Annotated in this window: 6 protein-coding genes; 4 read left to right on the forward strand and 2 right to left on the reverse strand. The window is 65.6% G+C overall.

Annotated features, from left to right (window positions below):
- The first annotated feature begins 150 nt into the window (after nucleotides 1–150).
- From llg_RS13780 to llg_RS13795, 4 genes are all read left to right on the forward strand, one after another.
- Complete coding sequence (locus llg_RS13780; RefSeq protein WP_338285253.1) at nucleotides 151–3,660, forward strand: hypothetical protein; 3,510 nt, start codon at nucleotides 151–153, stop codon at nucleotides 3,658–3,660.
- A 22-nt stretch (nucleotides 3,661–3,682) separates the two neighbouring features.
- Nucleotides 3,683–4,369 (forward strand): hypothetical protein, encoded by a 687-nt coding sequence (locus tag llg_RS13785; RefSeq protein ID WP_338285254.1) that lies wholly within the window; start codon nucleotides 3,683–3,685, stop codon nucleotides 4,367–4,369.
- A 2-nt stretch (nucleotides 4,370–4,371) separates the two neighbouring features.
- Nucleotides 4,372–4,779: a hypothetical protein gene (locus llg_RS13790; RefSeq protein ID WP_338285255.1), complete on the forward strand. Its 408-nt coding sequence runs from the start codon at nucleotides 4,372–4,374 to the stop codon at nucleotides 4,777–4,779.
- Nucleotides 4,780–5,047: 268 nt separating this feature from the next.
- Complete coding sequence (locus tag llg_RS13795; RefSeq protein WP_338285256.1) at nucleotides 5,048–7,576, forward strand: hypothetical protein; 2,529 nt, start codon at nucleotides 5,048–5,050, stop codon at nucleotides 7,574–7,576.
- Nucleotides 7,577–7,899: 323 nt separating this feature from the next.
- Here llg_RS13795 and llg_RS13800 read toward each other — a convergent pair whose 3' ends face one another.
- A complete protein-coding gene (locus llg_RS13800; RefSeq protein ID WP_338285257.1) occupies nucleotides 7,900–10,089 on the reverse strand; it encodes a PQQ-dependent sugar dehydrogenase in 2,190 nt (729 codons plus the stop codon).
- Between the two features lie 19 nt (nucleotides 10,090–10,108).
- Nucleotides 10,109–12,826 (reverse strand): hypothetical protein, encoded by a 2,718-nt coding sequence (locus llg_RS13805; protein WP_338285258.1) that lies wholly within the window; start codon nucleotides 12,824–12,826, stop codon nucleotides 10,109–10,111.
- Nucleotides 12,827–13,130 lie beyond the last annotated feature (304 nt).

Raw genomic sequence — 13,130 nt, forward strand, 5'->3', positions numbered from 1 at the left:
TTTCATGAAATAGTCCGCTAAAACCGCGGAGGTACGGCTTATGTCTTGCAGAGGGCCATCATGCATTTCTCCCGCGGGTTACAGCTTTGTTTGGTCAGTTCAGTTTTCATGTATCAACCGTAAGATGGCCGTTGGTGCCTCCATTTCGAAATGAAATTCCCGAAATTCTCCCGGACCGGTTCCCACCGATCTGGATTCTCGCTCGTCATCACGCTGCTGATGATGGTGCTGCTTTCCACCATCGCGCTGGGGCTGTTGTCCCTTTCCAGTATCACGCTCCGCACGTCCACCCGCGGCGAGGCGATGCAGGTGGCCCGCGCCAATGCCCGCATGGCCCTGATCATGGCCATCGGCGATCTCCAGAAGAATCTCGGCCCGGACACCCGCATCAGCACCACCGCCGACCAGATCCAAGGCGATTCCGCGGATGAATCGAAGGTGCCGGCCGCCCAGCGCAATTGGGTGCGCGCGTACAAGTCCTGGGGCTCCGGCACCCCCGGTAATCCCCGTCCCGCTCCGGGGTTCCTGCAATGGCTGGTTTCGGGTAATCCGGAACAGCTCTCCGATCCCGACTTCGCCGTGTCCCCCGTGACCGGTGAGTCGATCGAAATCGCCACCGCCAACACGGTGGGCACTACCGGCCAGCCCGTGCGCGTGCCGCTGATCACCCGCAAGGACACCTCCGCTGGCAAAGGCAACGACCGCCTCGGCTGGTGGGTCAGCGATCTGGGTACCAAGGCCCAGGTGGCTCCTGCCGCCAAGGTTCCCACCGCCCTTGCCGAAGTCCGCGCCGGTCAGCAGGCCGCCCCGGCCTACGCTCTGAAGAACGCCGGCACCGGCATCACCAAGCCCTTCGCCAACGTCGCCGCCACCGATCCGAAGCTCGGCCGCCTGCCGACCTGGCAGAGCAGCGCGCTCATCGCAGACAAACCGGAGAACGTCCGCGGCCTCTACCACGATTTCACCACTCAGAACCGAGGCCTGCTCACCGATGTCCGCGCCGGCGGTTTCCGCCTGGACCTCTCGATGGAACTGGAGCGTGCCTCCGCACAAAAGCCCGACTCCACCGGCACCGCCCTCTATCAGGTCGGCGGCGAGACCGGCATCAACCTCCAGGAGCTCTGGAGCTACTACAACCTCTACAAGGATGTGAAGCGCGGTGGCACCTTCACCTACACCACCGGCGGCTCGATGCCCTCCGGCACTCCCTATCTCCAGATTGGAGCCAACCCCACCGAGTGCGCCGCGGACGAGAACTTCTTCCTGAAGCAGCCGGTCTTCGTCAGCTACCAGATGGCACTGTCGTTCAAGACCCTGCCGGTCACGGTCAGTGGGGCCACGGTGAACCGCCTTTATCTTTACGCGGATCCGATCGTCACCCTCTGGAACCCGCTGGACATGCCGGTGGTGCTCCCCGCCACGAATTTCCTGACCGTGAAGTACTGGCAGATCCCCTACGACATGGTGATCACCAAGAGCGGCACCACCTTGAATTGCCCGCTGGCCGCGTGCCTCTACGATGCCACCGCTACTTCCGATGGTGACTCGAACTTCCTCAGCATGCGCATGGGCGTTCTGCAGCAGATCGTGCTGAAGCCCGGCGAAGTCGTGAAGATGTCCCAGGTCGGCGCGGCCATCGCCCGTGCCGCCATTACCGGCGGCGTCCACAAGCTCGATGCCAACAAGGGCTTCAACTACGGCGGCGGCGTCTACATGCCGGTCCGCAACCGCGCCGGCCAGACGATCGATCTCGCCGCCACCGACTCGATCACCTATTCGCTCCAGCCGAACGAGTTCACCGCCGGGGCCACCCCGCAGAGTGGCCACACCGTGAACTCCAATGGTTATGCCCAGACCCGGCACTTCTCGCTGACCCACCACGAGGTGTTCGTCGGCGAGGACCGCGGAGCCTCCTCCATCAGCCTCGGCTACGGCAACATGGCCATCGACTGGGACTTCGGCGACCGCCGCCTCAAGGCCTCTGCCCCGACCCGTCTGGTCAACGACCCCAGCACCAAGGACATGGCCAATGTGGCCGACCGCCTCTACGCGAACATGCCCCGCCTCAGTGGCATTTTCCGGCCCATCTCCGGAGCCTCGGAGACCCGCAGCCTGTCCGCCAGTGCTCTTGAAGCCCAGAAGCAGCCCTTCGTTCTCTTCTCTTTCAACGCGAAGACCGAAAAAGGTGGCGACCGCGGCACCCGCAGCCTCGCCCGCTTCAACCCGAAGGCCCAGCATGTCGACTTCTACGACCTCAGCGACAAGGAGCGCGACCTGCTGCCCTACGAATACACCGTTGAACCGCTGCTGAGCTGGAAGAACACCAAGCTCGAAGTCAGCACCACCGGCAATGCATACTTTGGTGGGGGATTCGATGCCGCCAGCGGTTGCAGCACCGTGATCACCCACTCGATCCCGCGCGAACCGCTCGTCTCGCTCGCCGCCTTCCAGCACTCCTTCGCGAACGGCTTCGATGTCCTCAAGCCGCGCTACGGATACGCCACCCTCAACGCCCGCGAGCCGCTGCTGCCGCAGATCGCCCACGCGATCGGCAACTCCGCCGCCTGCCCGGTGCTCCCGGCCGGCAAGACCGAAGGTGCCCTCTCCGGCGGTCGCCCGCTGGCCGACCACTCCTACCTCGCCAACGAGATGCTGTGGGATTCCTGGTTCTGCTCCGGCATCGCACCCCAGACCACCGAGGGCTACACCCGCAGCCGCACCCAGAAGCAGGTCGCCCAGGAGTTCTTCACCGGCACCACCCCGCTGCCGGTGGCGGCCTACAAGGCGGAGCTCCGCGGCCAGCAGGCCACCCAGCTCGCCTCCACCTACTTCCCCGGCACCACGCCCACCATCGAGGCCAGCGTCGCCATCGCCAGCCTGATCCGCGTGGATGGCATGTTCAACGTGAACTCCACCTCCGTGGAGGCTTGGAAGAGCCTGCTCGGCGCCCTGCGTGACCGCCCGGGCGTCGTGGCCGACGCCAGCGGCAAGGAATCCCTCAAGACCGAAAGCGGCACCACTCTGGTGGGTGGCCTGCGCGTGCCGCAGGACATGGTCATCCAGCCCTCCGCCGACGTCCAGGCCCCCGACCAATGGTCCGGTCGCCGCACGCTCACCGACGAACAGATCGAGGCGCTCGCCCGCGACATCGTCCGCGAAGTCCGCAAGCGCGGCCCGTTCCTCTCGCTGGCCGACTTCGTGAACCGCCGCGTGGGATCCAATGAAGAGCTCGCCCGCAGCGGTGCGATCCAGAGCGCGCTGGACTTCGGCTCGAACACCATCAACAGCGACTACCGCCAGAGCCGTGCCGTGTCCTCCGCCGCCAGCGGCCGCTTTGCCTTCCCGAAGGCCGAGGATGGCCCGATCTCCACCGGTGCCCCGGGTGTGGTCAGCCAGGCCGACATCCTCACCCCGATTGCCCCGGTGCTCTCCGCCCGCTCGGACTCCTTCGTGATCCGCGCCTACGGCGACCGAACCGACGCCGATGGCAAGGTGATCGCCCGCGCCTGGTGCGAGGCCGTCGTCCAGCGCTCGCCCGAGTTCGTCGATCCGGTCGACGCCGTCGACAAGGACTACATCAAGATCAACGCGCTCAACCAGCGCTTCGGCCGCCGCTTCGAGATCGTTTCCTTCCGCTGGATTGATTCCCGTGAAGCCTGAGATCTCCCCGACCACTCTTGTCATGACCAAACGTCTGCTCGGATTCCTGCTGTTGATCGCCCAGCCTCTCGCCGCCCAAGCTCCCGCCACCTCCAAGAAGGAAGAAGGTCCACAGGTCCGTTTCCTGGCCGAACGCGTGCCGCCGAACCTCGGTGACGTGGTCATGCAGGTGGGGGACAACAAGTCCACGCCCTTCCCGCTGCCGGTCAACCAGCTCTCCGAGCCCCAGGCCGCGTCCGCCCGCGCCTTCACCCTGAAGACCGCGGACAAGGGCGCGCCCCTGTGCCCGGTGACCCTGCCGGAGGATGGCAAGTCCTTCGCCGTGATCCTCGTGCTGGCCCCGCCCTCCGGCTACACCCCGGTGGTGGTGCGCACCGACGATCCCGATTTCAAGTCCGGCGACGTGTTCTTCATCAACCGCTCGGCGCAAACCGTGCTCGGCAAGGTGGGCGACACCAAGGTCGGCCTGCGCCCCGGCGAAGCTCGCAAGGCCCGCCCGACCAACCCGGTGAACAACACCTACTACGACGTGGCCTTCGGAGTGCAGGAAGGCGACAAGAACCGCGTCATCAGCACCACCCGCTGGCCGATCGACAACCTCCAGCGAAGCTACGTGTTCTTCTTCACCACCACGGACGGCACCACCACCTTCCGCGCGGTGGACGAGTTCCTGCCTCCGCCGACGGAGAAAGCCAGAGCTTCAAATTGAACATGGTTCCCTCGCATCCCGGACCGGTGTGGCTCGTCCTCTCCATCTTCGTTCCCGAGTCGGCAGGGTATGGCGTGCGCGCCATCAATCTGGTGGCCTCCGATTTCAAGCCGGGTGCGACCATGCTGTTCAACACCGCCCCGACGGAGGTCGCCGTCAAACTGGACGGAGTCAACCCGGTCGCCGTGCGGCAGGGCTCGAGCCAACTGCTCACCGTCCCACCCGGGTTCAAGGAGAACATGATCTCCGTGCAGATCTACGACCGGAAGAGCGCGTCCGATCCATGGCGCATCGCCCAGAGCACCCGCTGGCCGGTGGACAACCGGTTCCGGTCCTATCTGTTCTTCTACAATCTCCAGGGTTCCAACCAGCTCTGCCTCCACGGCATCACCGAACGGATTGGGCCGTGATGGGCCAGGCGGGATGAGCCAGGGCCCGCGTGCTTCCGATTTCCTGGATACAATGCAATGAACGACGGTCATCCGCCTTTCTCCCCGTGGGAAAGGCGGATGACCACGTTTCAGGAGGTCGCGCGGGGATGTTAAGTGGGTATGTGCATTTCCGGATGCGGGTATCGAAGCGAATGGATGTGCGTTCGTAACAGGGGTAGTGTCGGAGATCCGGGCGGGCATGGGTTTGCCGGTCCGGGCTCCGGGCTCGAACCGGCTTCCTTCCTTCATGATCCCACGTGCTTCCATCCTGATACTCGCGACCTTGTCGCTCATGCCCCGTTGCCCCGGCGAACAGGTCCTCCAGACCCGCCATGCCGGGTTGAAAATCGATGATCGCGGGTTCGTGACCTCGCTGACCGCGCGGCCATCCGGAAAGGAATACAGCCCGGCGGGCCATCCCTCCGCGCTGCTCAGCCTGCATGAGGAGGGCAAGCCGAACACGGAGCTGCTGCAACCGCAGTCCGCGGTGTTCCGGGCGGACCGCCAGGAGGCCGTGCTGAAGTTCCCGAACGACGTGGTGGCGACGCTCAAGGCCGAGGCGAAGGACGGCTACTTCCGTTTCCAACTCGTCTCGCTTTCGAACCGCGGGAAGATCGACAACATCGTGTGGGGGCCGCTCAACACGACCATCAAGGGTCGGATCGGCGACATCATCGGCGTGGTCCGCGATCCCGACTTCGCCATCGGGATGTTCGGCCTGGATGACAACACGATCACCGGCGCGGTCGAGGAGGGGGATTGCTACGAGATGGGCTACTACATCCACTCGGCCGATCCGGTGAACCACCCGGTGCCCGAAACCTACAAGGAAGGCCAGTGGTTCAACATCGGTGGCGACGGGGTGGGGGACGTGGCCTTCTATTCGCACCCGGAGGAATACTTCAACCAGATCTTCGGCAGCGGCGCGAAGGTGCAGCCCGCCTTCGGTTCCTCGGTCTCCTACTACTCGCGGGACCGCCGCCGCTCCTACGTGCACCACTACTCGCTGTTGCCGGGATTCAAGATCCACGAGCGGAAGCACATGATGAGCGATCCGATTCCCGGCGTGGATTACATCGGCTCATCGGTGGCGCTCTACGCCTGTCCGGACGACCTCGGCATTGAAACGCTCCGCACCATCTTCCAGGCGGAGAAGCTGCCCTACATCACCGACCGCGAGGGCAAGTGGGTGCGCGATCCCGCCGCGGCGCGTCCCACGCTCTACTGGAACGGCCCGGTGGACAAGGCGATCGATTACGCGAAGGCGATGGGGTTCCGGGACATCTCGCGGGACACCGGCGAGTTCTACTCCACCCTGCCGACCACCTGGGTCGGAACGGTGAACCTCGGCGGCAAGAACATCTCCTACAAGGAGTTCGCCGCGATGTGCCACAAGGAGGGGCTCACCCACGGCGGCCTGCACACGCTGTGCATGTTCCTCCAGGGCGGGAAATCGAACTCGGTGACCCCCGTGCCGAGCGAGAACCTCCAGACCGTGTGCCGCACGAAGCTCGCCAAGGCCATTTCCGACACGGATACCGAGATCGAGGTCACCGAGCCCTCGTTCCTCGCCGAGATGGGGAACTGGCCGACGAACGGTGACGGCAAGAACTACATCCGCGTGGGCGGGGAGATGATGATGTACACGGGGATCAGCTCCTCCGCGCCTTGGATTCTCACCGGCGTCAAGCGCGGTCATGCCTCCAAGGCCCTGAAGCACCAGGCGGGGGACGAACTCGTGAAGCTCCAGCGGAACTGCTACAACGGCTTCGTCCCGGACATGAAGCTCATGCTTTCCTACGCGGACGATTACGTGGACCTCATGATCCGCAATGGCATGGACACCATCAACTACGACGGCTACGAGGTGATGTCCTATACCAACCACGGCTACTACGCCTTCAAGGTCTTCAACCGCCGCTTGTTCGAGGGCTACCACGCCAAGACCGGGAAATGGCCGCGGGTCACCGGCTCGAACGTCTTCGCCGGAGCGTGGGAATACATGAACGTCTGCGACCTGGGGGGCGGCAACAACATGTTCAACGCCGCCTCGGGTCGCCGCGCCACGGAGGGCAAGGACATTGGCAACGCGTTTTCAGCGAGCTGGTTCCCCGGCACCTTCGGCATCCAGAAGTTCCACCCGGATTGGTCGCTCTACGAGGCCGAGAACCTCATGGCGAAGGCCATCGGCTGGGAGGCCACCTTCGCGCTGAGCACCGACCAGAAGGCGCTCGAAAGCTGCGGCGAGCGTGAGCCGATCTTCACGGCCTACAATGCATGGCAGGAGGCACGGGGGCGCCAGCTCTTCAGCAAGGCGCAGAAGGAAGCGCTGCGTGATCCGGCCTCCAAGTTCCACCTCGTGAAGAACGGGACCGCTTTCACCCTGTATACCGTGAAGGAAACGAAGGTGACGGAGGAGGCCGGGAGCGGCGGGAAGCCGGTGGCGTTGTCAAACCCCGGCCCGGAGCAGGCCCTGCAATTCGCCCTGAAGCTGGAGGGAGCCGCGAACGGCTGCGTCATCACCCTGCCCGGCGGCGGCGAGATCCGGTGCACCGGCAAGATCGAAAAGGGGCAGTACATTCTCTGCCGCGGAAAGGAAGCGATGCTGGCCGATGGCAACCGCGTGAAGCTCGCCGACCTGCCCATCAAGGGCGGGGCCAACCTGCCGAAGGGGGACTCCAGGATGGAGGTCCGCGTGACGGCGGACGGCAATTCCGGCGTCCGCTTCACCCTCGCCCACTGGGTGATGGAGAAGTCCGAGAAGCTCGGCAAGTGACAGCGGACGGTTCATGCGCCATCCCCGGATCCTGTTGTCAGGGAGGCGATGCCGGTCAATCGGGTATCGTTCTTCCGGCAAGGCGGTGGAAGACCGTGGGGGAGATGGATGGCAGGGTGGTGCCTGCCTCCGGTGACCGTCGATCCAAAGCCCACCAAGCGAGGGTCGCCGGGGAGTGAAATGAGGCCATCATCCCTGCACCATCGGTTTGTGGTGCAGGATGTGCGGCGGTCGGGCTTCCGGCCGCCGCACAGGGATGGCTCCCATGGCGGAGCGGAGGATCAAGCAGGAGCCCCGTGCGGAACCAGGGCGGGAGACCGCGCTCAGCGGCTGGGGAGGCGGAGCTTGGCCGGGAGATGGCCGCCCGCTTCCGCGGAGATCTCCCACTCACCTCCCGCCGGGAGATCCGGCGTGAGGGCGGGCAGGGTGATCTCGCCTTCCAGGTTGCCCTTCACCGCGGCCATGCCATCGGCCAGGCCGAGGATGGCGCGGACGATGGTGTCCGCCTCGTCCTCGCCGATCGCCTGCGGCGGCATCGGGACCTCGCCCCAATCGCCGGTGCTGCCTTTCAGGACGCGTCCTTTCAGGTAGTCCACCGCATCGGGGCGGGAGTGGAGGCGGAGGGCGACATCGAGATAGCGCGGCCCGACCGAGGCCTGGTCGACCTGGTGGCAGGCGAGGCAGGACCGCTTCGTGACCAGCTCCCGGATGGCGGTGCTGAAGTCCGGGCCACCGGCATCATGGCCGGTGGGCGGGATGTAGCGGACTTTCACGGAAACATCCTTCGCCTCGGACGGGACCGGGGCGGTGACCTTGTAACGGAGCGCCGTCGAGGGGCTCAGCGACTTTGGCTGGCCGGGGAGTTCCAAGGCGAGGGCTGGCAGCGCCTTTTCGTGGGTCAGCGGGAAGCGTTTCACGGCGAGGGCACCCTTCGCATCGACGGCGACGGCGCGGAGTTCGGTGCCGGCACCGGGCTTGACCGAAACGGTCAGGGCCTGGCCGAGGTCCTTCTCATCGGTGCCGGTGGTGAGGAACCAGCGGAACGCGACCTTGTCCCCATCGGGATCGACGGGCGGCTGCGCGGTGAAGGTGCCGTCAGTGTTTGCGGCGGCGGTGAGTTCCGGCGGACGGTTGCCGGTGGCGGGACGGAGGGCGCGGATGCGTCCGTCCTTGTTGAAGTACCAATTGGTGCCGTATTCCAGCACCCACAGCGTGCCATCGGCGGCGGGCTTGAGGTCGATGGGATGCACCAGCTTCTCGACGAAGGGCTCCACGGACTTGAGGGACTCGTCCGGATTGAGGCGGGCCTTCCAGATCTTTCCACGGGCCCAGTCGTAGTTCAGCAGCGTGTGGTCGTCCTCCGCGGGGAGCAGGTTCCATTTACGATGGGAGTCGTAGTAAAACACCGGTCCGGCCATGGCATTGCGGGAGCCGGAGCCCAGGGCGGGGAACTCCTGGCTGGCGGCGTAGGGATACCAGATGAAGGCGGGCTGGGCGGGTGGCAGGGTGGCGAGGCCGGTGTTCCGGTCGCCGGGGTTCTTCGGTGCGGCGGCATCGGTCATGTCGCCGGGCTTGCCGGTGGCGAAGTCCATGACCGGATACGTCCGGTTGTCCGCGATCACGAAGGGCCAGCCGAAGTTTCCGGCCTTGCGGGCCTGGTTCACCTCGTCATAGCCGCGCGAGCCGCGGTTGCCGTCGCCATTCGCATCCGGTCCCACCTCGCCCCAGTAGAGGGTTCCCTTGCGGGGATCGATGGAGATGCGGAAGGGATTGCGGCAGCCCATCACGTAGATTTCGGGACGGGTTTTCGGCGTGCCCGGCGGGAAGAGATTGCCGGGAGGAATCTCGTAGCCGGTCTCGGTCGGGCGGATGCGGAGGATCTTGCCGCGGAGGTCGTTGGTGTTGCCCGCGCTGCGCTCGGCGTCGAAGTGCTCGCGTCCCGGGCGGTTGTCGAGCGGCGCGTAGCCGCCGCTTTCGAACGGGTTGGTGTTGTCACCGATGGCGAGGTAGAGCAGTCCATCCGGACCGAAGGCCATCGAGCCCGCGAGGTGGCACACCTTCTTGTCCCGCTCGATGGGGATCTCCAGCATCACCAGCTCGCTGGCGGGATCGAGGACGCCGTTCTTGAGCGTGAAGCGGGACAGGCGGTTGCGCGGGGTTCTCGGCACGCTGTAGTGCAGGTAGAGGCGCTGGTTCTTCTCGAACTTCGGATCGAGGGCGATGCCGAGCAGCCCCTCCTCGCGCGCGGAGGGGCTGTTCGAGTCTTTGGCGTGCAGCGTGGAAACGTCGAGCTGTCCGATCTCGAAAGTGCCTCCCGTGAGCGGATGGACCCGCAGGATGCGCCCCTCCCGCTCGATGACGATGAGCTTCTGGTCCGGGGTCACGGCCATGGCCATCGGATCGTGAAGTCCTTCCGCGACGGGCGCGGAAAGGTCGGAGGCGGGCGCGCCGCCCGCGGAGGCGGACGGCAGGGCCAACAGGGCGCTGGCGAGGAGCGGATGCGTGCGGTTCACGGGAGGTGGGAACGAGAGGTCAGCAGGCGGCGTATTTCCAGAGCTGGTGGAGCGGGGAGGGCGCGCCGTTGGATTTGGGCGAGGTATCGGTGAGGATGCGGAGGATGCGCGTGGCCCGCGGTGCCAGGGACACGTGGAACAGGGCGGCCTTGCCGATTTCTTCGCCCATATCACCCAGAGCGTTCGATTCCACGATCCGGCAGACCAGTTGCTGTGGTAACTCGATGTGGGTGCCGGCGGTCCGGTCGGTCACGTTCTGGAGGATCAGCATGAGGTGTCCGGAACCATCGTCACAGGGGGCGAACTGGAGCGGGACGATCGCGGGATTCTCGACCCGCAGGAAGCTGCGGGCCGGTGGGGCGGCGGCCATCACCGGATGGACCTCTACCGGGCTCGCGGTCTGGAGACCGGCGTGGGAGGAGAGCACCGGATCGAAGGCGCCGTGGGTGCGGAGTTCGTAGCGGAAGCGCATCGGCCCGGGTTGGCTGGGGCGGAAGTTCGTCATCCAGTAGTTGTTCACCGCCCAGCTCAGCAGCAGGGGCTTGGCGCGATCGCGGGCGAATCCCTGCGGGCGGCCGAAGCCGAAGTCGCCGAACTGGACCAGCGGCGCATCCGGGGTGGAGAGGGTGACCCCGGCGGTGGGATTGTGAACGCAGGCCCAGGAACCGGTGGTGACCCAGTTCTTGCACGAGCCTTCCAATTGCTCGGTGTCCCAGCGGGTGGGCACCCCGGCGGCATCGTAGTGGGCGGACCACTTCGGGAGATCGAGCGGGAAGGCGAAGTAGATCGCCTCGGCCGAGCGGCTTTCGTCCTTGGTGAAGGTGGCGGTGAGTTCCACCACCGGCGCCAGCGCGCTGAGCTTGATCCTCTGGATCAGCGCACCCGGCAGGTGGGCGAAGAAACCGCTGGAAGGCCGGGTGGCCCCGCTGTCGTGGCGGATGCCGGGAGCCTCGCGGCAGGTCACCAGCGAGATGCCGTCCGGATGCTGCTCCACGTGCAGGCTGATCAAGGCACCCGCGCCGCGGCGCTTCGCCTTCCAATCGTATTGCCAGCAATCGACATCGGCGTGGAGCAGGTCCCAGATGCTATGGTAATAGGCATCCCGCCCCAGCTCGCCGGTGGTGAGGTCATGGTGATCCGGATCGGGCTGCTCGTGGACGAGGCCGAAGAACGGCCACTCCGCGTCCGGATCGATGAACTCACGGCAGAGCTTCCTGTCATACAGGCTGGTGACGTGGCCGGTTTCCGGATCGAAGGTGAGGCGGTGGAAGTTGGTCTCGATTGTGGTTTCCGTGGCCCGCAGGCTGGGAGCCGCGGGCGCGGGCGGGAGGGTCTCGATCGGGAACGGGGTGAGGCTGCACGGAGCGAGCTGTAGCGGACCGGCGAGATAGGAGTTCGAATCATCCCACAGGCACTGGTCGACCTCGAGGCGGGCGACATTGCTGGAGCAGTGGCGCCAGCTTCCGTCCGCCCACGAGTGCGGGATGCGGACGAAGCACTCGCGCGGCTGCGCGGAGGGATTGAAGCAGAGCACGGACTTTGGTCCCGGGAGATTGGTGGGATTCCCGGAGAGGTGGTCCAGGGAATCGCGGACCAGCAGCCCGGTCTGTGAGCGGGCGCGCCAGGCGTAGGCGGCATCGAGCATCCACTGCTCGTCGATCGGATCGGACTGGCTCGATTGCACCGTGCGGTCCGGGCCCCAGGTGTGCTCGTCGAAGAGGATCAGGTTCCGCCACGCGTCGAGCGAGCGGACGGTGACGTCGTCCGATTTCGGGATGGAGGTCCGGAGCATGCCGGCGGAGAGCAGGCGGCGCGCGGTGTTCCGGTTCACGCGGGTCTCGGTGGCGGAGCTGGCGGAGCCGAAGTTCCAGTAGTCCGACCAATCGCCATGCACATCCGGGACCTGGATGCCGGGAGTGGCGTGGAAGTGTTCCACCAGGCTCTCCGGGGTGACGAAGCGGATGGCGGGGAAACGTCCCTCGCTGTTCCACCGGGCGATCATTTTCGCCAGCAACGGATCCGGCGGATAGTTGTCGCTGTAGACCGGATGGGTGGAGGTGAGCATCACGAAATCGGTGGGATGGCCGGCGGCCTCCAGCTTGCCGATGTAGGTGTCGAGCGCCTGCTGCATGATCACCGTCGAGCCTTCGGCATAGCGGCTTTCGCGGCCGAAGGTGTTGTAGTGCATCCCATTGTAGGTGAGCAGCGGGCGGCCGTCCGGGCTGTGCCAGTTCATCCAGCGGGGGCGCTCGTAGGGGAAACCGCCGCTGTGGACATTGATGCCCATGAGGAAGGAATCGATGCCGGAGTCCAGCAGGAGATTGGTGAGCGGCCACGGCACTCCATTGACATCGTGGCTGATGGCGGAGCGGATCGGCACTCCGAGCTCATCGCGGAGCAGGCGCACCGCTTTCAAGCCATGGGCGAACTGCGGGGTGTGGGCCAGCGGGGAGAGGTGCAGTGGCATCGCGCCCACCGCGATGCGGCCCGCCTTCGCGAGCGCGCGGAAGCGCTCGATCTGTGACGATGGCGCGCGGTTCAGCCAGTGGAGCACCGGCCAGGTGGTTTCACACGTCCAGCGGACGGCGGAGGCATCCGGTTGATCCGCGGTGTCCTCGCAGAGATCGATGGCCTGGTCGATGATGCGGCGCTGGAGCTCCCAAAAGGCGGGCTGGGGATGGGTGTAGCCGACGTCCGTGTGGGAGTGGTGGAGCAGGAGGATCTCGCGGATTTGCATGATGGTGGTGGGATCGCTCCGATCGGGTTGCCGCCGGTGGCCGGAGCATGCAGTCCTTGGACAGTAGCCCGCGCGCGGTTCTCCGGCTTTGCCGCAGTTGCAGAAAAATACATACGGATTTATGTCCTCCGGGGACGCGTTGGAGGTGGATGGTGGAGGCGATTCCGCGCCGGAGGGGGAAGAGGGGGAGCCGGTTTCAAAGGGTGGCCCGGTCAAACCGATACCAGTGTTTTGTGAAGTGGATGGGAGAAGGCGCGGGCAGGATGTGGAAGGGTGGAGCAGGCGATCGGCAAACGACGATGCC

The organism is Luteolibacter sp. LG18, from assembly GCF_036322585.1.
Classification (GTDB): Bacteria; Verrucomicrobiota; Verrucomicrobiia; order Verrucomicrobiales; family Akkermansiaceae; genus Luteolibacter.

Coding starts and splice junctions, on each gene's coding strand:
- llg_RS13805 (WP_338285258.1), bottom strand. CDS start 12,826: ATGCAAATCCGCGAGATCCTCCTGCTCCACCACTCCCACACGGACGTC.
- llg_RS13795 (WP_338285256.1), top strand. CDS start 5,048: ATGATCCCACGTGCTTCCATCCTGATACTCGCGACCTTGTCGCTCATG.
- llg_RS13790 (WP_338285255.1), top strand. CDS start 4,372: ATGGTTCCCTCGCATCCCGGACCGGTGTGGCTCGTCCTCTCCATCTTC.
- llg_RS13785 (WP_338285254.1), top strand. CDS start 3,683: ATGACCAAACGTCTGCTCGGATTCCTGCTGTTGATCGCCCAGCCTCTC.
- llg_RS13780 (WP_338285253.1), top strand. CDS start 151: ATGAAATTCCCGAAATTCTCCCGGACCGGTTCCCACCGATCTGGATTC.